This window comes from Caenimonas aquaedulcis (assembly GCF_015831345.1).
In the GTDB taxonomy this organism is placed as follows: domain Bacteria; phylum Pseudomonadota; class Gammaproteobacteria; order Burkholderiales; family Burkholderiaceae_C; genus Ramlibacter; species Ramlibacter aquaedulcis.
Genome location: NZ_JADWYS010000001.1, coordinates 2,614,706 through 2,640,952, shown reverse-complemented (window position 1 = coordinate 2,640,952; position 26,247 = coordinate 2,614,706). Strand labels below are relative to the sequence as shown.

Sequence of the window (26,247 nt, the reverse complement as noted above, 5' to 3'; positions counted from 1 at the left end):
ATGAAGGTGCGGGTGCTGGGTTGCTCTGGCGCGATCGCGAAGGACTGCCGCACGACGTCCTTCCTGATCGACGCCGACGTGCTCGTCGATGCAGGCACCGGCGTGGGCGACCTCACGCTCGAGGAAATGCGGCAGGTGGACCACGTGCTGCTCACGCACTCCCACCTGGACCACGTGGCGGCCCTGCCGCTCATGATCGACGCGATCGCCTCGACGCTCACCAAGCCTGTACAGATCCACGCGCTGGCCGGCACGATCGCGGCGCTCAAGAGCCACGTCTTCAACAACGTCATCTGGCCCGACTTCAGCCGCATTCCCACGCCCGAGAAGCCCTTCATCACCTTCCACGAGATCCAGGTCGGACAGACCCTGGACATCACCGGCAAGCGCATCGAGGTGCTGCCCGCAGTGCACACGGTGCCGGCGGTGGGCTACGCGGTGACCTCGGGCAAGGGCTGCTGGATTTTCAGCGGCGATACGGAGCGCAATCCGGCGTTCTGGCGCCGCGTCAACCAAATGAACGTCGCGGCGCTCATCATCGAGACGGCGTTCAGCAACCGCGAAAAGGACCTCGCCAAGCGCAGCCTGCACCTGTCGCCGCATGCGCTGGCCGAGGAGCTGGATTGCATCGACAAGACCAAGTCCTTCCCGATCTACATCACGCACACCAAGCCGGCGGAGACCGAGCTGATCATGGCGGAGATCCAGAAGTTCGACCAGACGCAGCCTTTCGGCCCCAACGTGACACATGACATCCGCTGGCTTCGGGCGGGGCAGGAGTTCGACCTATGAATGCGGTATTGAAACCGGAAAAGGACTCGCAGGCGTTCTACGACTCGCAGATGCTGCCGCCGGAAAAGCGCGGCGTGTCGTTCGAGGCGCTGTTCTACAAGCAGCTGCAGGTCGTCACCACCAAGATCCACGAGACGGAGAACATCGACCAGATCATCCTGGACGCGAGCCCGGACATCTGCAAGCTGTTCAACGCCGACCGCCTGACGCTCTACGCGGTGAACGAAGACCGCACCGCGATCGTCTCCAAACTCAAGACGGGCCTGAACAGCAGCAAGGAACTGAAGCTGCCGATCAGCGCGCAAAGCCTCGCGGGTTACTGCGCCTTCAGCAAGCGCATGCTGAACATCGCCGACGTCTACGACGAGGAGGCGCTCAAGCGCATCGACCCGGCGCTCAGCTTCGCGACTGCCAAGGAGATCGACCGCCGCTCGGGATACCGCACCAAGCAGCTCATGATCGTTCCCATCCTCGATGGCGAGACCCTGCACGGCGTGCTGCAGGTGATCAACAACAAGAGCGACCAGCCGTTCGGTGATCTCGAGGTCGAAGGCGCGACACAGCTGTGCAAGACCCTCGCCACCGCGATCCGCCAGCGCATGCAGAAGGCCGAGGAAGGCCAGCGCCGCCGCGCCACCAAGTACGACGGGCTGGTTTCTGCCGGCGTCATGACGGCGGACGAACTCGCGCACTGCATCCAGCAGGCCCGCGAGGAAGCCAAGCCCGTCGAGCATGTGCTGATGGCGAGCTTCTCGATCCGGCCCGCCCAGATCGGGCCTTCGCTCGCGAAGTTTTTCGGCATGCCCTACGAGCCCTTCAACGCGGGCCGCATCCGGTCGGAGCAGTTGCACGGGAGCCTCAAGCGCGAATTCCTGCAGGAGCAGGGCTGGATCCCGCTGGAGGAATCGCCTGAGGGCCTCGTGGTGATGTGCCTGGACCCGGAGGCGACCAGGGGTTCGCGCATCGTGCCGCAGGTGTTCTCCCGCCTGTCGAAGTTCACCTATCGCGTCACCACCCAAACCGAGTTCGAGGAAACGCTCGCGCAGATCTACGGCGCGGGCGGCGAGGAAGGCGCGTCGATCGACGAGCTGCTGGCCGACCTCAGCGCGCCGGTGGACGACGAGGGCTCCGAGGACTTCGGTGACTCCGCGGCCGCCGACAACGAACTGGTGAAGTTCGTGAACAAGGTCATCGTCGATGCCTACAACATGAAGGTGTCGGACATCCACGTCGAGCCCCTGCCGGGCAAGGCCAAGACGGGCATCCGCTTTCGCATCGACGGCAGCCTGCAGCCCTACATCGAGGTGCCGGCGCATTTCCGGCAGGCGATGGTCACGCGCCTGAAGATCATGTGCGACCTCGACATCTCCGAGAAGCGCAAGCCCCAGGACGGAAAGATCAAGTTCAAGAAGTTCGGACCGCTGGACATCGAGCTGCGCGTCGCGACCATCCCCTCCGCCGGCGGCGTCGAGGACGTGGTCATGCGTATCCTCGCCGCGGGCGAGCCGATTCCGCTGGAGAAGCTGGGACTCACCCCGCACAACAAGGAGCGGCTCGAAAAGACGGTGAGCAAGCCCTATGGCCTGTTCTATGTCTGCGGGCCGACGGGTTCGGGCAAGACGACCACGCTGCATTCCATCCTGAAGTTCCTCAACACGCCGGACACCAAGATCTGGACGGCGGAGGACCCGGTCGAAATCACGCAGAAGGGCCTTCGCCAGGTGCAGATCAACAAGAAGGCGGGCATCGACTTCGCGTTGGTGATGCGGGCTTTCCTGCGCGCCGATCCCGACATCATCATGGTCGGCGAATCGCGCGACAAGGAAACAGTGTCCATGGGCGTGGAGGCTTCGCTCACGGGCCACCTCGTCTTCTCCACGCTGCACACGAACTCGGCGCCGGAATCCATCATCCGCCTGCTGGACATGGGCATGGACCCGTTCAACTTTGCGGACGCCCTGCTCGGCATCCTCGCGCAGCGCCTGGCCAAGAAGCTTTGCGACTGCAAGACGGAGTACTTCCCCGATGCCGACGAGGTCAAGTTGTTCGTCACCGAATATGCCGAGGAATTGCGGCACTCCGCCGCCTGGAAGGCGGACTATGCAGGCGAGGCGAAGAAGCTCTACGAGAACTGGGTCAAGCTCTATGGGCAGGACGGCCGGCTGAAGTTCTACAAGGCCAACGGCTGCGACAAGTGCAACAAGACAGGCTACAAGGGCCGGATCGGCCTGCACGAACTGCTCGTCGCGGACGACCCCACCAAGCGCCTGATCCAGGAACGCGCCCGGGTGGCGGAGCTGTTCGCGTCGGCGGTGGAAGGCGGCATGCGCACCCTGAAGATGGACGGCATGGAAAAGATCATGATGGGGATGACGGACCTGAAGCAGGTACGGTCCGTCTGCATCAAATAGTGTTCGCTCCGGCGACAAAAATGTCGCCGGAAGTGTCCCTGTAGCCAGATTTCGGCAGCTCGGACCCGTTCAATCCGCCAAAAACTGCATACTTTCCGGCGACGGATGGGCTGGCACAGCACTTGCAAAGTTGCCCCGCTTCTTCACACAACTCCGGAGGTTCCATGAAGCGTCAACTGCAACAGGGTTTCACCCTTATCGAATTGATGATCGTGGTCGCGATCATCGGTATCCTGGCCGCTGTGGCCTTGCCCGCGTACCAGGACTACACCAAGCGCGCGAAGATGTCGGAGGTCGTTCTGGCCGCATCCGCTTGCCGTACGACCATCACCGAGGTCTACCAGTCCGGTAGCACCACCCCTGCCGCTGACGGCTGGGGCTGCGAGTCTTCGTCGCAGACCAGCAAGTACGTCAAGAGCATCCACACCGACTCCAATGGCGTGGTCACTGTGGAAGCCACCGGCTTCAACGACACCAACATCGACGACAAGAAGATCATCCTGACGCCTTACGCCACGGATACGACGACCGCCGCCGTCCCGGCGAACCTCGGTTCCGCCGTGTTCAAGTGGGTCTGCGGCCCGGCGCCCACGAACGGCGTGCTGCCGAAGTACCTGCCCGGCTCCTGCCGCGGCTGATGATCCCCGGCATGCAGCCGGTGATTCTCTAGAAAACGCAAAACGAGCGGCCCAGGCCGCTCGTTTTCTTTGGTGCACCGATAATCGAGCCGCTCCTGCTGCCAATGACCGATACCACCTGCGAACTGACTGTCCTCATGCCATGCCTGAACGAGGCGAGGACCTTGGGCTCATGCGTGCGCGCCGCGCGCGACTTCATCCAGGGTTCGGGTATTCGCGGCGAGGTCCTCGTGGCCGACAACGGATCCACCGACGGTTCCGTGGAGATCGCCGAAGCGGCCGGCGCCCGTGTCGTACGGGTGCCGCAGCGCGGTTACGGCGCGGCGCTGCAAGCCGGCATCGCCAGTGCAAGGGGCCGCTTCGTCATCATGGGCGATGCGGACGACAGCTACGACTTCTCGCGTCTCGGCGGATTCGTGGAGCAACTGCGCGGCGGCGCGCACGTCGTGATGGGCAACCGTTTCCAGGGCGGCATCGCGCAGGGCGCGATGCCCTTCCTGCATCGCTATCTCGGCAACCCCGTGCTCAGTTTCATCGGACGACTCTTCTTTCGCACGCACATCGGAGACTTCCATTGCGGCTTGCGCGGCTTCTCGCGCGAGTCCGTGCAGCAGTTGGGCCTCATCACGACCGGGATGGAATTCGCCAGCGAACTGATCGCCAAGGCGGCACTGGCGGGCCTGCGCATCGAGGAAGTCCCCACCGCGTTGCGGCGCGACGGCCGCGGCCGGCCGCCGCACCTGCGCACCTGGCGCGACGGATGGCGTCACCTGCGCTTCCTGCTGCTGTTCTGCCCGCGATGGCTGTTTCTCTACCCCGGCATCGCGCTCCTCGTCGCGGGGCTGTCCGGCCTGCTGTTGGGCCTCGCGGGCCCACAGGTGGGACCCATCCCCCTGGGCATCCACACCTTGCTGTACCTCGGAGGGGCGACCATCCTGGGCGTCCAGTTCATCCTGTTTGCCGTCCTCACCAAGTGGATCGCAGTGCTCGCGGGGCTGGTGGCCGAGCCGCCTTGGATGACCCGCTGGGGCTCCTCCTTCACGATCGAGAACGGCCTGCTGCTCGGCCTCTCGGTCTTCCTCGCGGGCCTGGTCTGGTCCCTGTGGCTCACGTTCGATTGGGGACGCAGCGGGTTCGGCCCGCTCGATCCGCTCGAGACCATGCGATCCGCCATCCCCGCGGTCACGCTGATGGCCACCGGCATGCAGGCCACCATCGGCTCCTTCTTCGCCGGGGCCCTGCACTTCTGCTGGCGTTCCGCACGCGTGGAATGACCATGCAGCGCCTGCGCAACTTCCCGCCTCCTTCCGCACGCCTCGAACTCGCGGCGATCCTGTGCATCGCCTGGGCGCTTTTCGTGGCGATCCCTGTGTCGCTCGGCGGCATCGGCCTGTCGTGGGATGCGCTCAACCACCACATCTATCTGGGCTGGATCGCCGAGCATCCGCGCTTCGACCGCGACTTCCTCGCGGCGTCGTACCAGTCGTTCCAGTACCCCTACCTTTACTGGCCGTTCTACAAGCTCTTTCAGACGGGCATGCCGGGAACCTGGGCGGGCGCCGTGCTCGCGTCCATCAACCTGGCGGCGGTACCACCGCTCTGGATGCTGGCGCGGCGCTGCGTTGCCGAAGCGAGCTGGTATGGCGTGGCCATGCGTGTGCTGGGTGTCGCCCTGGCGTTCCTCACCGGCGTCGTGCTGTCGCTGTTCGATTCCACGGCCAACGACGTGATGGCGTCGATCCCGCTCGTGTGGGCCATCGCGCTGGCGATGGAGCCCTCTGCTGCGCCCACCGGCAGCGTCCTGGCGCCTGCGCGCTTACCGCTGTTGTCCGGGCTCTTCGCGGGGGCCTCCGTAGCCTTTAAATTGAGCAACGGCCCGCTCGCGATCCTCATGCCCCTGCTGTGGGTGCTGCACGGCCGCTCATGGCCCGAGCGCGGCGCGCATGTGGTGTGGGGGTGCGTGGCTACGCTCGTGGGTTTCCTCGTGTTCTACGGATACTGGGGCTGGTTGCTGTGGACGTGGTACGGCGATCCGGTCTATCCCTTCTATGACTACTGGTTCGAGGGGCTGCGCGCCTGGACCGGCTGGCGCCAACCATGATCCGATTCCTGCCCGACACCTGGCGCGATGCCATCCTGAGGCCCATCGCGATGGCCTCGCCCGACGGTGCGGTGTACGTGGAAATCATCGCGCCGGATTTCCGCTTCGTGTTCCTGATCCTGCTTGCGCTGATGTGGTTGGTGCTCGCGCGCGGCGAGCAACGCAGGAAATCCGCGCCGCTCGTGCTGCTCGCCTTCACGGCGGTCGCGTTCGTGCCCTGGCTCACCACCACGGGCAACGGCCGGTATTTCATTCCCTTCCTCCTCATCGCGGGACCGCTGTGCATCGGCATGCTCCAGCTGATTCCGCTCAGCCGAAGCTTTCGCCTCACGCTCGCGGCCGGCATGGTGCTCTGCCAGGTGTTCGTGATCCACGAAGTGAGCCCCTGGCGGTATTGGGGCCACGTGGTGTGGGGCGAGGGCGAGCCATTCCCGGTGGAGGTACCGGCCGACGTCGCCGCGCAGCCGGCCACCTATGTGACGCTGTCCAGCATCTCGTATTCGCTCATCGCCCCGCGGTTCCATCCGCAATCGCGCTGGGTCAACATCTCCACGCAACCCGGCCTGGCCGACAAGTCCAAGGAAGGCCTGCGCACCCAGGCACTGATCGCCGCGCCTGGCCCGCTGAAGGTGATCTTCCCGACGGTGCCCGGCGGCCAGGAAGGGGACCGGCTCGATCCGCAGCTGGGCCTCGCCATCGACGGGCTGCTGGCGAGGCAGGGGCTGTCGCTCGAGGACGCCGGAAAGTGCCGCCTCATGCGCTCCACCGGCCTGGCGGGCATGGCCTCGAGCAAGCTCGCCGACGAGGCCGCCGGCCGCGCAGGCATCCACGGCTTCTGGCTTTGCACCCTCGCGCGTCGCGCCAGCGAGCGTTCAAAGGATGCGCCCGTACTGCTTCCGCGCGCCGAAGAGGTCTTCGCCAAGCTCGAGCGCACCTGTCCGCGCATTTTCCCGCCCAACGAGACAGTCAGCCTGCGGATTCCGCAAGGCGCGGTGCGGGGCTACCCCGGCTCCGACTTCAAGCTGTACGTGCTCGATGATGGCCGTGTGTTCTACAAGTACTACCGCGCACTGAACTCGGTGGACCTCGGCCGCATCGACGAGGTGCTCGCGCCGGGCTTCAAGATCGATTGCAACCAGGTCCAGGGCCGCTCGGGCCTGCCCTGGGAGCGCACCATATGAGCGCGGCGCCGCGCGTGTTCATGGATGTGAGCTACACGCGCACACAGCGTGTGGCGGTCGGCATCACCCGCACGGTGCGGCGGCTCGAGGAAGAACTGCGCAGCCTCTGCGCTGTCGAAGGGATCGATTTCCGGACGGTGTCCTTCCACACCCAGGGGTTTCGCGAGATGGCGCCGGATGCGCTCGCGGCGACCATCCATCGTGCGGACGCCTGTGCGGATGCGCCGGCGGCGCGTCTCTTTCGCTGGATCACGGGTGCGTTCTTCCGGCGGCTCGTACTGATCGCCTTGCACGTGCTGCCCTGGCGCCTGCTGCGCTTCATCTGGGCCACCACCAGCCGCAAGACCTTCGATGTGCTGAGCCGCACGGAACCCGCTGTTGCGTTCTCCCCCGGCGACGTCCTGCTGCTGTTCGATGCCTCGTGGAACTACCCCGTGTGGATCGCCGCGGCGAAGGCGCGCGCGCAGGGTGCCCGCGTCGTGTTGCTGATGTACGACCTCATTCCGCTGCGCCATCCCGACTTCACGCACAAGCTGGTGCCGCCGATTTTCAGGTTGTGGCTGCAGCGCATGCTGCCGCTGTCCGATGCGGTCGTGTGCATTTCCCGCGCGACCGAAGACGATCTTCACCTCTTCGCACGCGAAACGGCAATGGCCTTGCCGCCCACGGGCCACTTCCGCCTCGGCAGCGATCCGGTGCGCACGCCGGCAGCGGGCCGCAGGCCGCGCGACGAACTCGAGGCCTTCACGCGCGGCGGACCCACCTTCGCGGCGATCGGCTCCTTCGAGCCCAAGAAGAATTACGGCTTCCTGCTCGAAGTCTTCGAACGCTTGTGGGCGCGCGGCGAACCGGCTCGGCTTCTCCTCATCGGGCGCGCCAGCGCCGAGTGCGAGGCGCTGATCGCGCGCGTGCGCCAGCATCCCGAGCAGGGCAGGCGGCTCCTCGCGCTCTTCGATGCCACCGACGCAGAAGTCGACTTCGCCTACGCGAATTGCCGCGCCCTGGTGTTTCCGTCACTCGCGGAAGGTTTCGGCTTGCCTCTGGTCGAGGCGCGCACCCGCGGCAGCCTCGTGATCGCGAGCGACCTGCCTTGCTTTGCCGAACTTGCCGACGAAGGCGTGGAAACCTACCCGCGCGATTCGCACGCGGCGCTGGAACGCCTGGTGCTGCACCACGCCGCGCACGACCGCAGGGGCGAAGTCGCCCCCATGCCGCCCTTCACGTGGGGCCAGGGCGCCCGCCAGTGCTGGGACGAAGCGTCGCGCCTGCTGGCCGGCGTTTCGCAGCCTGTACCTCACCGCTTCCCCCCACCATGACCGTTCGCCTGTCGATCTGCCTGCCCGTCTACAACTTCGGCGCCTTCCTGGGCGAGACGCTGGATTCGATCATGCCGCAGGCCACGCCGGGCGTGGTCGAAGTGATCGTCGTGGACGGCGCGTCCACCGACGATACGGCGGATGTCGTCGCGCGCCGCGCCGCGCGCTGGCCCAACGTGCGCCACGTCCTGCTGGAGCGGCGAGGTGGCATCGACGTCGACATGGCGCGCAGCGTGGAGCAAGCGAAGGGGGAGTATTGCTGGCTGTTCAGCGGGGACGACATCATGCGCCCCGGCGCCGTGGATCGCGTGCTGGCCAGCCTCGGTGGCGGCGACGACGTCGTCATGTGCCGCCACACGATCTGCGACAAGGACATGCGCTTCCTGGCGGACTACCCGGTGCTGCGCTCGAGTGGGCCGCGGCGCCTGGATTTCGCCGACGCCGCGCAGCGGCAGGCGTTCCTGCAGGACGGTGTGAACACCGAGTGTCTTTTCAGTTTCATGAGCGGCCTGGTGATCCGGTGCGAGACGTGGCGGTCGATGCCCGCCGTCGACAGCTTCACCGGAAGTTGCTGGGGCCACACGGCCCGGCTGCTCGCGCTGGCCCGCACGCGCCTTCGTGTCTTCTACACGGACGAGCTCTGGCTGGACAAGCGCGGCGAGAACGACTCGTTCATGGACCGCGGCGTCGTTTACCGCATCCACATCGCGGTGGACGGTTTCCTGCGGCTCGCGCACACCTACTGGGGCGAGGGCTCGGTCGAGGAGGCGCAGGTGCGGCGCTTCCTGCGCAACGAATTCACCATCGTGTCCTTCATGGCGGCGCGCAAGGCCGTTCGCAGGAATCCTTCCCTGGAAAGCCGCGCCGAGCTCGATCGTTTTGTGGATACGCTCTACGGTGGCCGCGGCCCGATGGACCTCGTCACGCAGGCGGTCTACCGGGGATTTCCGCTGTGGCTCTACGCCGCGCTGCGCGCGGTGGCCGTAAAGGTGCGGCCCTGGGTCGCGCGCCGCGGCTTCATCATGATGCGCTAGACGATCTCGATTTCCGGAAACGGGAAGATGAACTTGCCGCCCGCGGCCAGGTAGTCCCTCTCGCGGCGCAGGATGCCGTCCTTGAAGTGCCAGGGGAACACGATGAAGTAGTCGGGCTTCATGGCGCGCGCCTCGGCTTCCGAGATGATGGGAATGTGCGTGCCGGGCGTCACGCGCCCGAACTTCTCCGCGTTCACTTCGGCGATCGCGGGGATGTCCTGCGGCGTGAAGCCGCAGAACTGCAGCACGACGTTGCCCTTCGTGGATGCGCCGTAGCCGAGGATCGTCTTGCCGTCGGCGCGCAGCGCGCGAACCAGCCGGATGAGGTCCTGCGCATGACGGTAGACGCGCTCCTCGAAATCCCGGAAGGGCCGCGGCGTGCCCAGCCCCATGCGCTCTTCCTGCGCGAGCATCCAGTCGATCACCGCGCGGTTCTCCACCAGCGTCCGGTTGTCGGCACGCGCGGCCGTCACGGCGAAGCTGCCGCCGTTCACGTTATTCATGGTGACGTCGATTGCCTTCAGCCCCGCGGCCGCCAGGATCTTCTCGACCACCGACAGCGAGTAGTACTCCAGGTGTTCATGGCAGATCGTGTCGTAGGAGTTGAGCCGCAGCATCGACGGCATGTAGCTTTGCTCGAAGTGCCAGATGCCGTCGGGCCGCAGGATGGAAGCAATCTCGCGGGCGAACCGGATGGGTTCCTCCAGGTCGTAGAACATCGCGATGGACGTCACGATGCGCGCCGGCTTCGCACCGCTCGCCCGGTAGGCTTCGGCGCTGAAGAAGTCGGGTACCAGCTTGACGTCGGCGGGGTAGTACGCGGCGAACTTGCTGCCGGTCGGGTCGATCCCCACGCGCTCGTAGCCGGGGCCGTAGACGTTGAGCAGCGTGCAGTCGTTGCTGCCGATGTCCAGCACCGTGTCGCCGGCGGCCAGGCCGCTCGCCCGCTGCAGCTGCCGCACCTTGTGCGTGAGGTGGTCGACCATGGACTGGTTCAGGCCCGAGCGGTAGCCGTAGTTGTCTCCGTACATCTCCGACGGCTCGAACGAGTGGCGCAGTTGCAGCAGCCCGCTCTCGGGGTTCCAGACGAGCTCGAGCGGCCCCTGGCTCACCGGCTCGGCGGCGCTCTTCGGGAAGACACCGGTCATCGCCTGCATGCCGAGGTTCAGCACGGAAACCAGGTTCGTGCCTCCGCCGACCCGGCAATGTTCGATTTCGCGGTAAGTGTTCATCGCCAATCCCTTTGCTTGAAAGCCATTATCCGCGCCGCCACGGCAGGCGCCGCACGAGGGCGGCCAGCGCCCTGCGCGAGCGCCCCCAGCCGCGCCGGCGCTCGGCGAGGTACAGGTCGCGCGAGAGGCGCGCCGCGCCCTGGATGTCCCGCACATCGTAGTCGGATGCATCCACCGTCAGGTCCGCGAGCCGGACGCCCAGCCCGGGCAGGCCGCGCAAGCGGTCGGCCAGCCGGCGCAGGACCATGCGCGCATCCGACGGCAGCGCCGCTTGCGGCGGGTCTTCGCGCAGGAGGATCTCCTCGCAATAGGCCCGGATCGCCGCGCGGTCGGCAGGGGCTGCCTGCGCGAGGGCAAGAATGAGCTGGTCGCGCAGGCGCACATGCAGCCGGTTGCCGTGCAGGTGCAGGGCCTGCAGGTAGCTCTCGTAGACGACGATCGGGATCGACTTCACGCGGTTGGAACCCAGTGCCGCGTGGAAGGGGATGTTCGGCTCCGAGAAGAACTGCTCGCTCGGGCCGGGCGGCGCGTTGGGCGAAAAATTCGACGCGCCGTTGCTGTGCGCGGAGACGCCCATCACGGCGATGGGCTCGTGGATCATCACGTAGCTGGGATGCGTGGACGCCAGCGCGATGGCCGAATAGACGTCGGGCGTCATCGAGCAGAAGAACGTGCCCTCGGCGTTGCGCGAAGCGCGCAACAGGGCGACGTCCGCGAAGCCGCCGCTGTAGATGTGGGGCAGGTCATGGTAGACCACCCGGCCGTCCATCAGCCTGCGCAGCCACTGGCTGGAGTCGCGAACCTCGTAGCCGCTGCCGCAATGGACCATGAGCTGGTTGGCAGGGCCGGCCGCCCCGGGCCAGAAATAGAAGCGCCAGCGCGACACCACGGTGCGGGCGCCGGTGGCCTCGATCACGCGAGCCACACGCTCGAGCGCGCCGGGCAGCAGCCCGTCGTCGTCGCCCACGAAGCCCACCCAGCCTTCGTTCACGTGGCCCAGCGCGAATTCCCAGTTGTGGGACATGCTGATGCGCCGGCCGGTGTTGATGTAGCGGATGCGCGAGTCGGCGAACGACTCCACCACCTCGCGCGTGTTGTCCCGGCTGGCGTTGTCGCTCACGATGATGTTCAGCCGCGGCCACTGCTGGTCGAGCACGGTGCGAAGCGTCCAGGCCAGCGTGTCGGCCCGCTCGCGGGTCGGGATGATGATGGTGAAGGCAATCGGCTCGGCCACGGATTGCGATTGGAGCACAGGCCCGGCCCCTCCCGTCGCGCTCATGGCCGCCCCGCGCGCGTCGTGAGCCAGGCGGCCCCCAGGGCGGCGGCCGATACGGCGGCCAGCGCCAGTTCGAACCAGGGTGAAGGCAGCGGCGCGGGCAGGGCTGCTCTGGCGGGTGCGGCAACGGCCAGCACTGCAAGCAGCGGAATGGCTACATCCTCGACGTACCAGCGGCGCTGTTCGCGCGGCAACAGCCGCCGGTGCATCAGCTGGACGGTGATGCAGAGATAACCGAGGTTGAGCACGATCCACACCACGGCCGCGCCGGGGGCTCCCCAGCGCCCGATGGCGACGTAGAGCGTCGGCACGAGCACGGCAACGGCGATCGCGTTCGACACCAGCGCGAGCCGGGTCCAGCCGAAAGCCACCTGCAGTGCATACGGCAGATGCATGAGCCCGTGCAGCAGGTTGCCCACCACCAGCAGGCTCACGAGCACGCCGCTGCGCGCCGCAAGTTCCGGGTTGCGTGTCCACCAGGCCACGAACTCGGTGGAAAAGAGCGCAAGCACGACGCCGGCCGGGATGATGGCTACCGCCATGGTCCGGCAAGCGTGGTGGTACACGCGCGCCAGGACGCCGGTGTCGGGCAGCGCGGCCAGCGCCGCGAAGCGGGGCTGGTATGCGGCGTGCACGGCCGTCGTCAGTGCATACAGCGCCCCTGCCACGGTGGTGGCGAAGACGTAGTAGCCGAAGTCGGCGAGCGTGAGCATGCGGCTCAGAAGGATCTTGTCGACCTGCGTGAGGAGCATCGAGACGACCGCGATCGCGGTGATGCCGGCCGCGAAGCGCCAGAGCCCGTGCAGGATCGCGATGTCGAAGCGCGGCGGGCGAGGCGGTGCGATGCAGTGAAACAGCACGATCCGCATCGCGCCCACCTGGACCAGCGCGCACGCGCCCTGCCACAGCAGGAAGTTCTGCACGGACGGCGCGATCCACCGGAGGACCGCGACTCCACCCAGCGCCTGCACAGTGGCGAAGCCGGCCAGGAGCCCGTTGAGGAGCACCTGGCGCTGGATGCCCGCCATCGCCCCTTGATAGAGCGCCAGCGGCCAGCGCAGGCCGATCACCAGCGCCATGATCCACAGCGCGTCGCGCACGGCTTCGCGCGAGAGGTGCTCGGGCCGCAGCCATTCGTGCGCGATGAATTGCGCGGCGCCCAGCACCAGCAGCGCCACGGCGACGGAAGCGCAGGCATAGACCACCTCGATCGTGCACGCGGTGTCCGCCATCGCCTGGCGATTGCCCGGGTCGACCGAGAGCCGGGCCATCTCCCGCGACAGCGTCTGCGACAGGCCGAGGTCGAGCATCGCGAAGATCGCCTGCAGGGATACCAGGATGCCCACCACGCCCCAGGCTTCGATCCCCATCAGGTGGATGTACACCGGCACGACGGCGAGCGCGATCAGCGCGGCCCACGCGTTGCCCGCGAAGTTGGCCGCCACGTTCCGGTCGACCGGCAGCTGGGGCATGCGGACTCGCGCGGTCAGGGCCCGGGCCGCTTCAGGTAGCCGTCCGGCGCCACCGTGAACAGGAGCTGGTCGGGGATGCGCCGCTCGATCTCGAGCACGAGCGGGCTGCCGTCGGCCGCGCGCCTGCCGTCCGACGCGAGCCGCCGCAGGTATTCGCGCACCGCGGTCTTCGGGTTGTTGCCCGGACCCCAGGGACGGTCGGGATACGCGTCGGGCGGCATGTCCTCGATCAGCGTGTCGAAGACGCAGCAGTAGCTCCCGGGTGACGTGAGCGGCGCGTACGCCTCCAGCTCCTCGAGCACGTGCTCGTGCGTGTGGTTCGAATCGAGGCACACCAGCACGCGCCGGTAGCCGGACGAGGCTTCGCGCACCTGGTCGATCACCTTCGCGTCGACCGAGGAGCCCTGGATCATGTGGATCAGGTGCGCGAGCGGATGCGCCTCGATCGCGCTGCGGTTGTGGGCTCGGATGTCGATGTCGACGCCCACCACGCGCCTGCGGCTGGCGCGCGGGTCGAGCGGCGTTCCCGCCGCGCTCGCTTCGCAGTAGTCGATCAGCGCGAGCATCGAAGCGCTCAGCATCAGCGAGCCGCCGTGCGCGATGCCGGTCTCGACGATCAGGTCGGGCTTGACGCGCCAGATCAGCTCCTGCATCGCGACCATGTCCTGCGGGTACTGGATGATGGGGCGACCCGCCCACGCGAAGTTGTAGGAATACTGCGCGGGGACGGAAGCCTGCAGGAATGCGGCAGCGGCTTCGCGCAAGGGGGCGTTCGCCGCTTGCGCCGCGATACGCGCGGTCACTTCATCGTCAAAGCTCATGGGGGTCGTCTCCCGTCTGGAATTCATTGGACAGCGGCGCCATCCGGGACGCATCGCCCCAGAACGCCATCGGCTCGAGCGGCGAATAGGGGATGGCGTTCAGCCGCAGCGGGAGGTTGGCGCCGGCGCGCCGGATATGTTGTTCGGCGAGCGCGCGCACGGAGACCGGACGGCCGCTGCAGATGTTGGTGACGCCATCGAGTTCGGGATGTTCCAGCAGCACGGCGAGGCGACGGGCGACCCCTTCGATCGGCAGGTAGTCGCGCAATTGCTCGCCGCCGGTCATCGGGAAATCCGGCCGGCCCTGCGCGATGGCTTCGTCCACTGCGGCCAGGAGGCTGCGCGGGTTCTGGCCGGCCCCATGGCTGTAGAAGAGGCGTGCCCATTGGAGCGTGAATGGATGGTCCTGCCGCAGCGCCTGCAGGAAGCGGCGCAGCGTGTCCTTGGCCAGGGCGTACGGATTGGAAGGCTCGGACGGCAGGTCTTCGCGCAGTTGCCCGTTGCGCAGGCCGTATTCGAAGCAGGTGCCCGCGACCAGCACCTGGGCGAGGCCCGCCTGCACCAGCGCCTTGATGAACCGGTAATGGGCGGGAAGCGCGTCCTCGAAGTGGCTGCGCAGCTGGTAGTGCGGCAACTGCGGCCAGGCGAGGTGCACCAGTGCGTCGTGGCCCGTCAAACCGGGAGCGAGGCGCGGCGCCTCGATCTCCCCGGTCACGAGGTGGACCCGCTTCTCCCATGGATGCTCGCGTACCCTGGCAGGATCACGTACGAGGGCCGTGACTTCATGGCCGCGCGCCAGCAACCGCGCCACGGCGTGGCGTCCCACGAAACCCGTGGCACCGGTGACCAGCAGCTTCATGCTTCCTTCATCCCGGGCACGCAGGTGTAGAAGCGCGCGCCCCAGCCGCGAATGTAGCCCAGTTGCTGCGTGACTTCGCCCACGAGGTTCCAGGGCAGCACGAGGACCACGTCAGGGCGGCGCTTCTCCAGCTGCGCAGGCTCCAGGATCGGGATATGGCCCCCCGGCGTGAAGCGGCCTTGCTTGCTGGGCGCCGCGTCGCAGATGTAGGGCAGCAGGTCGGGCCGCACGCCCGCATAGTTCAGCAAGGTGTTGCCCTTCGCAGCCGCGCCGTAGGCGGCCACGCGGTGGCCCAGGCGTTTTTGCTCGATGAGGAAGGCGAGCAGATCGTTCTTGATGCGGTCCGCGCGCGCCTGGAAGCCCTGGTAGGCGGCCGCGCCCTGCAGGCCGGCCGCAGCCTCCGTCGCCAGCAGTGCGGCGACGGCCGGTGCATCCACGCGCGGGTCGCCGCGATGGCAGCCGTAGACGCGCAGGCTGCCGCCGTGCGTCGCCAGTTCCTCGACGTCGAACACGCGCAGGCCGGCCCTTCCGAAAATAGACATCGTTGTTCCCAGCGACAGGTACGAATAGTGCTCGTGGTACACCGTGTCGAACTGGGCCTGCTCGATCAGGCGCATGAGGTGCGGGAATTCCAGCGTCACCGTGCCGCCGGGCTTGAGGACCTCCCGCAGGCCCAGCGTGAAGTCGTTGATGTCGGGCACGTGCGCGAACACGTTGTTGCCGATGACGAGGTCCGCGGACCGGCCCTGCGCAGCCAGCTGGCGCCCCAGCGCCGCGCCGAAGAATTCGCGCAGGACGGGCACGCCGAGCCGCTCCGCCGCCTGGGCGGTGCTCGCGGTGGGCTCGATGCCGAGGCAGGAAATGCCCGCCTGGACGAAGTTGCGCAACAGGTAGCCGTCATTGGAGGCGACTTCGATCACATGGCTGTGCGCGCCGAGCCCCAGCCGCCGCGTGATGTCCCGCGAGTAGCACGCCGCGTGGTCGAGCCAGCTCACCGACGTGGAAGAAAAGTAGGCATAGTCCGCCGCGAACAGCTCGTGGGCCCCGGCATGGTCCTCGGTCTGCACGAGCCAGCATTGCGTGCAGGTGTAGAGCTTCAGCGGGAACCAGGACTCGGCGCGGTGCAGGGCCGCGGCGTCGAGGTAGGCGTTCGACGGCGGCGCGAAACCAAGGTCGAGGAAGACAAGCTCCAGCGGGTGGGCGCAGTGGCGGCATTTCACGGCACGAGCCCCTTGAAGTCCCTGTCGACGCGGCGCAGGGCGATGTCGCGCGGGGAGCGGTGGGCCAAGGGCAGGGGCCATGCGATGGCGAGGTGCGGGTCGGCCGCGTCGACGCCGTCCTCGGCCTGCGGCGCATAGGCGGCGGTGTGCAGGTAGAGCAGTTCCGTGTCCGGCTCGAGCGCCTGGAAGCCGTGGGCGCAGCCCGGCGGGATCACGAGCATGTCCGCCTGCTCGGCATCGAGCTCATGGGCGCGCCACTTCAGGAACGTGGGAGAACCTGCCCGCAGGTCCAGCGCCACATCCCATGCGCGCCCCCTGAGGCAGCGGACGAATTTGGTTTCCGCGTGCGGTGCGTGCTGGAAGTGCATGCCACGCACGGTGCCTGGAGCGCGCGTGACGGAGTGGTTGATCTGGACGATGCGCCTGCCTCCCAGCAGGTCCGCCAATTCCTCCTCGCAGAAGAAGCGCGAGAAAGCGCCCCGCCCGTCCCCGCGGCGTTCTGTCCGCACCACGACGACATCCGCGATGGGCGTCGACTCGATCTTCATGCGCGGGCCCAGGCGTGGCCGGCTCGCGCGGCGTCGGCGGTGAACTCGTGCAGGTCGGTGTGCGTGCGCAGCAGGCCCGAGCGCAGGTGGTCGCGATACCACCGCGCCGTGGCTTCCAGGGTTCGCTCCAGCGGCCACACCGGTTGCCACCCGAGTTCGGCGCGCGCCTTCGCGCTGTCGAGGTGCAGGAGGGTTGGTTCATGCGGATGCGGACCGGCGCCCGCCGACCATTCCAGCTCGGGCCAGTGCGCCTTCAGGCCGGACAGGACCTTGGCAACGGTCTGCTCGCTCTCCGGCGACGGGCCGAAGTTCCATGCGGCTGCGCAGGCGCGATCGCCTTCGATCAAGCGCTGGCCCAGCAACAGGTAGCCCGCGAGTGGGTCCAGCACGTGCTGCCAGGGCCGCACGGCGTGCGGCGAGCGGATTTCCAGGCGAGAGCCGCCGGCCACCGCGCGCATCGCGTCGGGAACCAGGCGGTCGCGCGACCAGTCGCCGCCGCCCACGACGTTGCCGGCGCGAGCCGTCGCCACGAGCGCACGCCCTGCGGGATCGAAGAATGCCCGGCGATAGCTTGCCGCAGCCAGTTCCGCGGCGGCTTTGGAGGCGCTGTAAGCGTCGTGCCCGCCCAGCGGGTCGTCCTCGCGGTAGCCGCGTTCCATCTCCCGGTTCTCATAGCATTTGTCCGACGTGACGACGACGATGGCGCGCACGTCGTTGGAGCGCCGGCAGGCTTCCAGCACGTGGACCGTGCCCATCACGTTCGTCGCCCACGTGTCGACCGGCTCGTCGTAGGACGCGCGCACCAGCGACTGCGCGGCCAGGTGGAAGACGACTTCCGGACGGAAGGCAGCCACCGCATCGGCCACGGCGCGCGCATCGCGTACGTCGCACAGGCCGCCTTCCATGGCCAGGCCCAGCAGGTCCCAGTGATTGGGCGTCGTCGGCGGCGACAAGGCGAGGCCCTGCACCTGTGCGCCGAGCTCGCGCAGCCAGGCCACGAGCCAGCTCCCCTTGAAACCGGTGTGCCCGGTCACCAGGACGCGTCGATCGCGGTAGCTGCCGCCGAACATCCTAGGACCAGACCTTCCACGGTGCGCCGCCCTGCCACAGGTCCTCCAGCTGGTTCTTGTCGCGGAGCGTGTCCATGGCTTGCCAGAAACCGGTGTGGCGGAAGGCGCGAAGCTGGTCGTCGCGCGCGAGGTCCTGCAGCGGCTGGGTCTCCCAGCTGGTGTGGTCGCCCTCGATATAGGGGAACACGCCGGGGCCCAGCACGAAAAATCCGCCGTTGATCCACCCACCGTCGCCTGCCGGTTTCTCCTGGAAGTCACGCACAGCGCCTTCCCCCTCGTCCAGGCGCAGCGCCCCGTAGCGGCCGGGCGGCTGGATCGCCGTCACCGTCGCGTGCCGGCCGTGGGCGCGGTGGAAGCGGACGGCGGCCGCGATGTCGAGATCGGCGAGGCCGTCGCCGTAAGTGAAGCAGAACGGCTCGTCCCCGAGGTAGCTGCGCACGCGCGCGAGCCGCCCGCCTGTCAGCGTTTCGGTGCCCGTATCCACCAGGGTGACCCGCCAGGGCTCGGCATGCCTGGCATGGACCTCCATGCTGTTTCGCGTCATGTCGAAGGTGACGTCGGAGGTGTGCAGGAAGTAGTTGGCGAAGTATTCCTTGATCGCGTAGCCCTTGTAGCCGAGGCAGATCACGAAGTCGTTGATCCCGTGGTGGGAGTAGATCTTCATGATGTGCCAGAGGACCGGCATGCCGCCGATCTCGATCATGGGCTTGGGCTTCAGATGCGACTCCTCGCTGATGCGCGTGCCCAGCCCGCCGGCGAGAATCACAGCTTTCATGGTGCTGAAGATTATGCTGCCTGCCCGCCGGGAGGCCCAAGCCACGAGCCATCCGGACCGACGGGCGGCTCTGCCCGCCGGCCGAGCGACAATCGGGCATGGTGATTTTGGACTGACGATCAGGTATGCCAATTCTCGTGACCGGCCTGTCCGGCTTCGTCGGCTCGCATTTCGGGTCCCGGGTGCCCGGCGCCGTCGATCTCCTGGACGGCGCGCGGGCGGCCGACATCCGCCGCCGCGATGAAGTCGTGCGGGCCGTCGCCCAGGCGCGCCCCGATGCGGTGCTGCACCTCGCGGCACAGGCGGCCGTGCCGGCGTCCTTCGACGATCCGGCGGAAACCTACGACACGAATTTCGAGGGCACGCTGAACCTGCTGATGGCGTTGCGGGAAAGCGGCTTCCGCGGGCGCATGCTCTTCGTCGGCTCCGCCGACATCTACGGAACGGTGCCGGAGGCCGAACTGCCGATCACCGAGGGCCGGCCGTCCCGCCCGCTCAATCCCTATGCCGTGAGCAAGGTGGCGGCCGAAGCCCTGTGCTACCAGTGGAGCCAGGCCGGGCCGTTCGAGATCGTCATGGCCCGCCCCTTCAATCACATCGGCCCCCGCCAGAGCCCCCAGTTCGCCGTATCGGACTTCGCGCGGCAGATCGCCGCCGGTCGCCGCGGACGGGGTCCCGGCAAACTCGTGGTGGGCGACATCGACACCACGCGCGATTTCACCGATGTGCGCGACATCGTTCGCGCCTACGAACTCCTGCTGAAGCATGGCCGCAACGGCGAGGCCTACAACGTCTGCTCCGGTGTCGAGCGCAGCGTGCGCGACGTGATCGCGGCGATGCTTGCCGCGGCCGGCGCGGACATGCCCCTCGAGGTGGACGCGCACCGCCTACGCAAGATCGAACAGCGCCGCATGCTGGGAAGCTTCGCCAAGCTCCAGGCGGACACGGGATGGCGGCCGGAAATTCCCTTCGGGCAGACGCTGGCCGACACCCTCAACTATTGGGACGAGAAGGAACAAGCATGACGCGATCCGCCCTCATCACCGGCATCACCGGCCAGGACGGGGCCTACCTGTCACGGCTGCTGGTGGACAAAGGCTACGAGGTGCACGGCGTGCTCGCGCGCCGTTCCACGGATACGCTGTGGCGCCTGCGCCATACCGGCGTGGTCGACGACGTGATCCTGCACGACGGCGACATCACCGACCTGTCGTCCATGATCCGCATCGTCGAGAAGTCGAAGGCCCACGAAATCTACAACCTCGCCGCCCAGAGTTTCGTGGGAACGTCCTGGTCGCAGCCCCTCCTGACCGGCGCGGTCACGGGCCTCGGTGCGGTGACGCTGCTGGAAGCCATGCGCATCGCCAACCCGCAAGCCCGCTTCTACCAGGCGAGCACGAGCGAGATGTTCGGGCAGATCCGCGAGCCGGTCCAGAGCGAGACCACGCCGTTTTACCCGCGCAGCCCCTACGGCTGCGCCAAGCTGTACGCGCACTGGATGACGATCAACCACCGCGAGAGCTTCGGGCTGCATGCGTCGAGCGGCATCCTCTTCAACCACGAATCGCCGCTGCGCGGGATCGAGTTCGTCACCCGCAAGGTGACGGACGCCGCCGCACGCATCAAGCAGGGCAAGCAGAAGCAGCTCAAGCTGGGCAACATCGATGCGAAGCGCGACTGGGGTTTCGCGGGCGACTTCGTGCAGGCCATGTGGCTGATGCTGCAGCAGGAGGCAGGCGATGACTTCGTCGTCGCGACCGGCCGCACGGTCACCGTGCGCGACATGTGCCACATCGCATTCGAGCGGCTCGGCCTGAACTACGAGGACCATGTCGTGATCGACCCGCAGCTGTTCAGGCCGGCCGAAGTCGAGGTGCTATTGGGCAATCCGGCGAAGGCGAAAGAAAAGCTCGGTTGGAGCGCCACCACCACCCTCGAGGAGTTGATCGCGATGATGGTGGACGCGGACATGAGGCGTGTCGAGCGTGAGTGAGGCCGCGCCCGCGCGCGTCGCGTGCGTGCACGAGTGGCTGACGGAGTGGGGCGGCTCGGAAGACTGCCTGCGGCTGATGCTGCAGTGCTATCCGCAGGCCGAGCTCTTCGCCACCATCGACTTCCTTTCCGCGCGGGACCGCGAGCGGCTGGGCGGCAGGCCCATCGCGACCACCTTCCTTCAGCGCGCGCCCGGTGCGCGCACCAAGTTCTGGAATTACCTTCCCATCACCGCGCTCGCCGTGGAAACGCACGACGTCGGCGATGCCGAGATGGTCATCTCCAGCTCGCATGCGTTCGCCAAGGGCGTGGTGACGCGCGCGGACCAGCTGCACGTGAGCTACGTGTACTCGCCGATGCGCTACGCCTGGGACCTGCACCACCAATACCTGCGCGACTACCGGCTCGACCGCGGTGTGAAGGGCATGCTCGCGCGCCTCATGTTCCATCGCCTGCGCGCCTGGGACAGGCAGACGCCCAACAATGTCGACTTCTTCATGGCGATCTCGAAGCATGTGCGCGACCGCGTGTGGCGCACCTACCGCCGGCCAGCCAAGGTGATCTACCCGCCGGTGCGCACGCATGAACTGGCGGTGCAGTCGCACAAGGACGACTTCTACGTGACGGTGTCGCGGCTCGTTTCGTACAAGCGCGCGGACATCATGATCGAAGCCTTCCGCGCGATGCCGTCGCGCAAGCTGGTGGTGATCGGCGACGGGCCCGAACTCGCCGCGTTGCGCGCCCGCTGCCCGGCGAACGTGGAACTCAAGGGCTGGCAGCCCGACGAGGTCGTGCGCGAACACTTGCGGGCTGCGCGCGCATTCATCTTCGCCGCGCATGAGGACTTCGGCATCTCGCCGGTGGAAGCGCAGGCTTGCGGCACACCGGTGATCGCCTATGGCGCCGGCGGTTCGCTGGAGACGGTTCGGGGCGCAGCCGGTGGCGCGCGGCCGACAGGCCTCTTCTTTCATGAGCAGACGGCGGCGTCGCTGCAGCGGGCCGTGGAAGCGTTCGAAGCCTCGCGCGCCGATTTCGATCCGCAGGTGTGCCGCGAGTGGTCCGAGCAGTTCAGCGAGGCGCGCTTCCTGCATGAATTCGCGCAGGCCACGCAACGGGCCTGGTCGCAGTGGCAGCGCGATCCGCGCACACTGGAATCGGCCCTGACCGACTCGTGAACGCCAGCGTGTTCACCGGCGGGCCGCAACCGGCGATGCTGCAAGGCCGCCTGCGCGCCAGCGTCTGCTTCCTTTGCGTGTTGCTGCCGTGGATCAATCCCTTCGCGAGCGGCCCCTCCTCGTCGATCGATCCCTGGCTGTTCAGCGCGCTGTGCGCGGCCGCCGTGTGCGCGATCCAGCCGGCGGCACGCTTGAGCCTGCCGCTCGTCGCCGCGTTCGCGGGGCTGTGCGCCTGGGCCTTTGTCAAGAGCGGGCCGGCGCCCGAAGTCGCCGCGCTGGCCGGCGCGTGCGTGCTTGTCCTCCTGGCCGCGAGCGCGTCGTCCGCGGGCAGGCACCGGCAGGAGTTCGTTCGCGCGCTCGCGCTGGGGTGGTTGCTGGCCGCTGCGATCAGTACCGCCATCGCGCTGTGCCAGTATTTCAGCGTGGGCGAGCAGCTTGCGCCCTGGGTCAACCTCTCGTCCAGCAACGAGGCCTTCGCCAACCTGCGCCAGCGCAACCAGTTCGCGTCGCTCACCGTCATCGGCATGGCGTCGCTGTTCTGGCTGCATCCGGGCGCGATGCGCAAGTGGATCGCATGCGCGGCCATCGCCTGGCTGGCCGTCGGCGACGCGGCGACGACGTCGCGAACGGGGCTGGCGCAGATGCTGATGCTGGGCGTCGTAGCCTGGCTGTGGCCCGGGCCGCGGCGCGAGCGAATGCTGCTGTGGGGCGTCGGTGTGGCGGCCTACGTGGCGGCGGCACTCGCACTCCCGGCCGCGCTCGAGTGGGCCACGGGCATGCCGGGCAACCGCATCTGGGAGCGTGTGGCCTCGGTGGAGAGTTGCAGCAGCCGCACCGTGCTCTGGTCCAACGTGCTGCACCTGGTCGCGCAGCGGCCGTGGGCCGGATGGGGCTGGGGCGAACTGGATTACGCGCATTTCATGACGCCTTATCCGGGCGCGCGCTTTTGCGACATCCTCGACAACGCGCATAACCTGCCGCTGCACCTGGCGGTCGAACTGGGTGTTCCCGCCGCGCTGCTGGTTTGCGCAGGCGCGGCCTGGGCGGTGCTGCGCGCGAGGCCGTGGAACGAGAGCGATCCCGCGCGGCAGATGGCGTGGGCCGTGCTCGCGGTGCTCGCGGTGCACAGCCTGCTCGAATATCCCCTGTGGTATGGGCCGTTCCAGATGGCGCTGGGCCTGGCCGTCGGGCTCTTGTGGTCGCACGGCGAGCGCGCAAGTCCGGCCGGCGCAATGGGGCGTGCCGTTGCGCCCGTGTTGGCACTTTGCACGATCGCATGCTGCGCCTACGCCGCCTGGGACTACCGCCGGGTGTCGCAAATCTATCTCGCGCCCGAAGCGCGTTCCCCGGGGTATCGCGAAGACCCGCTCCCGGCGATCCGCAAGTCGGTCCTGTTCCGCAACCAGGCGAAGTTCGCCGAACTCACGATCACGAGCCTTACGCACGACAACGCGCAGTGGGTGTACGACAACTCCCGCGAGCTGCTGCACTATTCACCGGAGCCGCGCGTGATCGAGAAGCTGCTGGAGAGCGCCGTCGTGCTGCATCGGGAGGGCGAAATCGTCGATGTGCTTGCGCGTTACCGCGTGGCATTTCCGGATGCCCACGAGAAGTGGGCCAAGGACTTCCGCAAATAGTTGGCCTAGACCGCGCCGATTGTCGTCCGGTTCGTCCGCGCGTCCCCCTGCGACCGGGCACGACGGCTTGCGCGCGCTGTGCGCGACTGCCCGATTCCACGAGGATCCGGCCACGTTGGCCCACTCGGTGGGCAGCGCGTGCTGCGCCAGGATCCCGGGGGCGGCGGGGGCCGCCCCACATGCCGCTCGAGGCATTTGCCTCGCATTGGGCCTCACGGGGGAGGTCAAGACGGGCCGAAGACGCGTCATCGACTTCCTGCCCAGTCCCATCCAGAGGGTGGGCAACGAGAGCTTCAGGGAGAGGTGATCCGCTTCAGGATCGAACGTAATGCCCTGACTTGCCGCCCTGCTTCTCCACGAGTTGCACGGCGGTGATCGTCATGCCGCGGTCGACCGCCTTGCACATGTCGTAGATCGTCAGGAGGGCGACCTGCACCGCGGTCAGCGCTTCCATCTCCACGCCGGTCGGACCCACCGTCTCGGCCGTGGCCAGGCAGGTCACGCACGGCTGTCCGCCGGGGCCCACCTGCTCGACCGTGAAATCCACCGCCACGCGTGTCAAGGCGAGCGGGTGGCACAGCGGAATCAGCTCGCTGGTCTTTTTCGCGCCCTGGATGCCGGCGATGCGTGCGATGCCCAGCACGTCGCCTTTTTTCGCGGTGCCGCCCTCGATGAGCGCGAGCGTCGCGGGCAGCATCTCGATCCGGCCGCTGGCGACGGCCACGCGGCGGGTGCTGGCCTTGCCGCCCACATCCACCATGTGCGCCTGGCCTTGTGCGTCGAAGTGTGTCAGCGCGGGCATATCCATTTACGCTCCGTTCATGTTCTTCGCGCATCATAGGCCCATGAGCTTTCGCATTGCCGGCCGCCGCGCCGGGGATTTGCCCCGCGTCCTCACATGCGCTGCCATGGGCGCGCTGCTCCTGGCGTCGCCCGCGCGGGGCCAGTTGCCCACCCTCGGGGACGGCAGCGACATGAGCGTCGCCGCCGAGAAGAAGCTGGGCGAAAAGATTGCGCGCGAGCTGTACCGGGACCCCGACTACATCGAGGACCCGGTGCTCGACGAATACATCCTGGGCATCTGGACGCGCCTGCTGGACGCCGCACGCACGCGAGGAGACCTCACCTCCGAGCTGGATACCAACTTCGCGTGGCAGGTCGTGCTCGGCAAGGACCGCGTCATCAACGCCTTTGCGCTGCCGGGCGGATGGATGGGTGTGCAGCTGGGCCTGGTCAACGTCACCATCTCGAGCGACGAAATCGCCGCCGTGCTGGCGCACGAGCTGAGCCACGTGACCCAGCGCCACATCGCGCGCCTGTCGGCGCAGCAGTCCAAGCAGCTGCCGGTGCTGATCGCCGCGATGATCCTCGGCGCGATCGCCATGAGCAAGAATCCGGAGGCGGGTAACGCGGTGCTGGCGGGCGGGCAGGCCGCGGCGATCCAGACCGGCCTGAACTTTTCGCGCGACATGGAGCGCGAAGCCGACCGGGTGGGCTTCGGCGTCATGACGCAGGCCGGCTACGACCCGCAGGCTTTCGTGACGATGTTCGAGAAGCTGCAGCAGGCGTCCCGCTTGAGCGACAACGGCAACTTCCCCTACCTGCGCACACACCCGATGACCACCGAACGCATCGCCGAAGCGCAGTCGCGCCAGCAGCTCGCGGCGCGTCCCGCCGGCGCGGGGGCGTCCAGCATGCTGCACACGATCATGGTCGCGCGCTCGCGCGTGCTCTCGAATCCGGGTGTCGATGGTCTGCGCGCCTACGCGAGCGAAGCGGACGGTCCGCAAGCCGCCGGCGGCGATCGCGCGCGGCAGGTCGGCACGCTGTACACGGCGGCATTCGCGCAGGCCAAGCTGCGCGACTTCCCCGCCGCCCAGCGCCTCGTGGCCCGGTTGGGCGCCGCCGCGGCCGGTGACGCGGTTGCCGTGCGGCAGTCCAGGCTGCTGGACGCGGAGATCGCGTTCCTCGCCGGCGACATGGCGCGCGCGTCATCCCTCGCGGACATCGCCGCGACCACGCGGCCCGAAATGATCCTGGGCGCGCAGGCGCGCATCCAGGGCGGCAAGCCGAAGGAAGCGGCGCAGCGCCTGCAGACGTGGGTCGCGCTCAATCCGCGGGATTCGCTCGCATGGCAATTGCTGGGTGCCGCGTATCACGCGCAAGGCGACACGCTGCGCGCCATCCGCGCCGAAGCGGAGGCGCAGGTCGCGCACCTGGACTACCAGGCGGCGATCGATCGGTTCAAGGCGGCGCAGGACGTTTCGCGCAAGGCCCCGGGCGCAGGCGACCACATCGAGGCGTCGATCATCGACACCCGCACCCGTCAGGTGCAGTCACTTCTTCGAGAACAGGCTGTCGAGCGCTGACTCGATCACCATGCCGGCAAGCGAGTAGATCAGCGAGCCGACGAGCGCGGCGAGGAAGCCGCTCACCTGGAAGCCGTCCAGCAAGGCGGATGCCGCCCAGAACATCAGCGCGTTGATCACGAAGAGGAAGAGCCCCAGTGTCACGATCGTGACGGGGAAGGTGAGCAGCACGAGGACCGGCCGCACCACGGTGTTCAGGAGCCCGATCACGAACGCCGCGATCAGCGCCGCGGTGAACGAGGTGACCTGCACGCCGTTGTAGATGTAGGCGACGAACAGCAGCGCGGCGGCGCTGAGCAGCCATTTGGCGAGGAGCTTCATCATGGCG

General features: G+C 67.6%; 24 protein-coding genes. 13 read left to right on the top strand and 11 right to left on the bottom strand.

The window, feature by feature from the left end; genetic code table 11:
• From I5803_RS12740 to I5803_RS12705, 8 genes are all read left to right on the top strand, one after another.
• Positions 1-792, top strand: a complete 792-nt coding sequence (locus I5803_RS12740) for a 3',5'-cyclic-nucleotide phosphodiesterase (protein ID WP_196986718.1) — start codon at positions 1-3, stop codon at positions 790-792.
• Complete coding sequence (locus tag I5803_RS12735; protein ID WP_196986717.1) at positions 789-3,203, top strand: GspE/PulE family protein; 2,415 nt, start codon at positions 789-791, stop codon at positions 3,201-3,203. Before I5803_RS12740 ends, I5803_RS12735 begins: the two co-directional genes overlap by 4 nt.
• A 164-nt stretch (positions 3,204-3,367) precedes the next feature.
• The gene (locus I5803_RS12730; protein ID WP_196986716.1) at positions 3,368-3,841 is read left to right on the top strand and encodes a pilin; all 474 of its coding nucleotides are present in this window, start codon (positions 3,368-3,370) and stop codon (positions 3,839-3,841) included.
• 104 nt (positions 3,842-3,945) lie between these two features.
• A complete protein-coding gene (locus tag I5803_RS12725; protein ID WP_196986715.1) occupies positions 3,946-5,115 on the top strand; it encodes a glycosyltransferase family 2 protein in 1,170 nt (389 codons plus the stop codon).
• Positions 5,116-5,117: 2 nt separating this feature from the next.
• Positions 5,118-5,942, top strand: coding sequence for a hypothetical protein (locus tag I5803_RS12720; RefSeq protein ID WP_196986714.1), 825 nt, complete (start codon positions 5,118-5,120; stop codon positions 5,940-5,942).
• The gene (locus tag I5803_RS12715; RefSeq protein WP_196986713.1) at positions 5,939-7,123 is read left to right on the top strand and encodes a hypothetical protein; all 1,185 of its coding nucleotides are present in this window, start codon (positions 5,939-5,941) and stop codon (positions 7,121-7,123) included. The genes I5803_RS12720 and I5803_RS12715 overlap by 4 nt, the downstream gene beginning before the upstream one ends.
• Entirely contained in the window at positions 7,120-8,439 is a 1,320-nt protein-coding gene (locus tag I5803_RS12710) for a glycosyltransferase (RefSeq protein WP_196986712.1), read from the top strand. The genes I5803_RS12715 and I5803_RS12710 overlap by 4 nt, the downstream gene beginning before the upstream one ends.
• The gene (locus I5803_RS12705; RefSeq protein ID WP_196986711.1) at positions 8,436-9,473 is read left to right on the top strand and encodes a glycosyltransferase family 2 protein; all 1,038 of its coding nucleotides are present in this window, start codon (positions 8,436-8,438) and stop codon (positions 9,471-9,473) included. The genes I5803_RS12710 and I5803_RS12705 overlap by 4 nt, the downstream gene beginning before the upstream one ends.
• On the opposite strand, the gene I5803_RS12700 is transcribed toward I5803_RS12705, so the two are convergent.
• The 9 genes from I5803_RS12700 to rfbF are packed head-to-tail and all read right to left on the bottom strand — an operon-like array spanning position 9,470 to position 18,746.
• Positions 9,470-10,705, bottom strand: coding sequence for a class I SAM-dependent methyltransferase (locus tag I5803_RS12700; protein ID WP_196986710.1), 1,236 nt, complete (start codon positions 10,703-10,705; stop codon positions 9,470-9,472). The genes I5803_RS12705 and I5803_RS12700 overlap by 4 nt on opposite strands.
• Positions 10,706-10,730: 25 nt before the next feature.
• Entirely contained in the window at positions 10,731-11,939 is a 1,209-nt protein-coding gene (locus I5803_RS12695; protein ID WP_196986709.1) for a glycosyltransferase family 2 protein, read from the bottom strand.
• Between the two features lie 41 nt (positions 11,940-11,980).
• A complete protein-coding gene (locus tag I5803_RS12690; RefSeq protein ID WP_196986708.1) occupies positions 11,981-13,453 on the bottom strand; it encodes a lipopolysaccharide biosynthesis protein in 1,473 nt (490 codons plus the stop codon).
• 14 nt (positions 13,454-13,467) lie between these two features.
• Positions 13,468-14,274, bottom strand: coding sequence for a cephalosporin hydroxylase family protein (locus tag I5803_RS12685; protein WP_196986707.1), 807 nt, complete (start codon positions 14,272-14,274; stop codon positions 13,468-13,470).
• Complete coding sequence (locus tag I5803_RS12680) at positions 14,264-15,133, bottom strand: NAD-dependent epimerase/dehydratase family protein (RefSeq protein WP_196986706.1); 870 nt, start codon at positions 15,131-15,133, stop codon at positions 14,264-14,266. Before I5803_RS12680 ends, I5803_RS12685 begins: the two co-directional genes overlap by 11 nt.
• Positions 15,130-16,353 (bottom strand): methyltransferase domain-containing protein, encoded by a 1,224-nt coding sequence (locus tag I5803_RS12675; RefSeq protein ID WP_196986705.1) that lies wholly within the window; start codon positions 16,351-16,353, stop codon positions 15,130-15,132. The genes I5803_RS12680 and I5803_RS12675 overlap by 4 nt, the downstream gene beginning before the upstream one ends.
• Complete coding sequence (locus tag I5803_RS12670) at positions 16,350-16,901, bottom strand: dTDP-4-dehydrorhamnose 3,5-epimerase family protein (RefSeq protein ID WP_196986704.1); 552 nt, start codon at positions 16,899-16,901, stop codon at positions 16,350-16,352. Before I5803_RS12670 ends, I5803_RS12675 begins: the two co-directional genes overlap by 4 nt.
• The gene (gene rfbG / locus I5803_RS12665) at positions 16,898-17,971 is read right to left on the bottom strand and encodes a CDP-glucose 4,6-dehydratase (RefSeq protein WP_196986703.1); all 1,074 of its coding nucleotides are present in this window, start codon (positions 17,969-17,971) and stop codon (positions 16,898-16,900) included. Before rfbG ends, I5803_RS12670 begins: the two co-directional genes overlap by 4 nt.
• 1 nt (position 17,972) lies before the next feature.
• Positions 17,973-18,746 (bottom strand): glucose-1-phosphate cytidylyltransferase, encoded by a 774-nt coding sequence (gene rfbF / locus I5803_RS12660; RefSeq protein ID WP_196986702.1) that lies wholly within the window; start codon positions 18,744-18,746, stop codon positions 17,973-17,975.
• Between the two features lie 125 nt (positions 18,747-18,871).
• On the opposite strand from rfbF, the gene I5803_RS12655 reads away from it, so the two are divergent.
• From I5803_RS12655 to I5803_RS12640, 4 genes are read left to right on the top strand one after another with little or no spacing between them, the layout of a single operon-like run.
• Positions 18,872-19,771: a GDP-mannose 4,6-dehydratase gene (locus I5803_RS12655; RefSeq protein WP_196986701.1), complete on the top strand. Its 900-nt coding sequence runs from the start codon at positions 18,872-18,874 to the stop codon at positions 19,769-19,771.
• Positions 19,768-20,739, top strand: a complete 972-nt coding sequence (locus I5803_RS12650; protein ID WP_196986700.1) for a GDP-mannose 4,6-dehydratase — start codon at positions 19,768-19,770, stop codon at positions 20,737-20,739. The genes I5803_RS12655 and I5803_RS12650 overlap by 4 nt, the downstream gene beginning before the upstream one ends.
• Positions 20,732-21,913: a glycosyltransferase gene (locus I5803_RS12645; protein WP_354001658.1), complete on the top strand. Its 1,182-nt coding sequence runs from the start codon at positions 20,732-20,734 to the stop codon at positions 21,911-21,913. The genes I5803_RS12650 and I5803_RS12645 overlap by 8 nt, the downstream gene beginning before the upstream one ends.
• Positions 21,910-23,550 (top strand): PglL family O-oligosaccharyltransferase, encoded by a 1,641-nt coding sequence (locus I5803_RS12640; protein ID WP_196986699.1) that lies wholly within the window; start codon positions 21,910-21,912, stop codon positions 23,548-23,550. The genes I5803_RS12645 and I5803_RS12640 overlap by 4 nt, the downstream gene beginning before the upstream one ends.
• 313 nt (positions 23,551-23,863) lie before the next feature.
• Here I5803_RS12640 and moaC read toward each other — a convergent pair whose 3' ends face one another.
• A complete protein-coding gene (gene moaC, locus I5803_RS12635) occupies positions 23,864-24,352 on the bottom strand; it encodes a cyclic pyranopterin monophosphate synthase MoaC (protein ID WP_196988553.1) in 489 nt (162 codons plus the stop codon).
• Positions 24,353-24,395: 43 nt separating this feature from the next.
• Between moaC and I5803_RS12630 the strand changes: the two genes are divergently transcribed.
• Complete coding sequence (locus I5803_RS12630; RefSeq protein WP_231402404.1) at positions 24,396-25,919, top strand: M48 family metalloprotease; 1,524 nt, start codon at positions 24,396-24,398, stop codon at positions 25,917-25,919.
• On the opposite strand, the gene I5803_RS12625 is transcribed toward I5803_RS12630, so the two are convergent.
• A complete protein-coding gene (locus I5803_RS12625; protein WP_196988551.1) occupies positions 25,887-26,240 on the bottom strand; it encodes a phage holin family protein in 354 nt (117 codons plus the stop codon). The genes I5803_RS12630 and I5803_RS12625 overlap by 33 nt on opposite strands.
• Between the last annotated feature and the right edge of the window lie 7 nt (positions 26,241-26,247).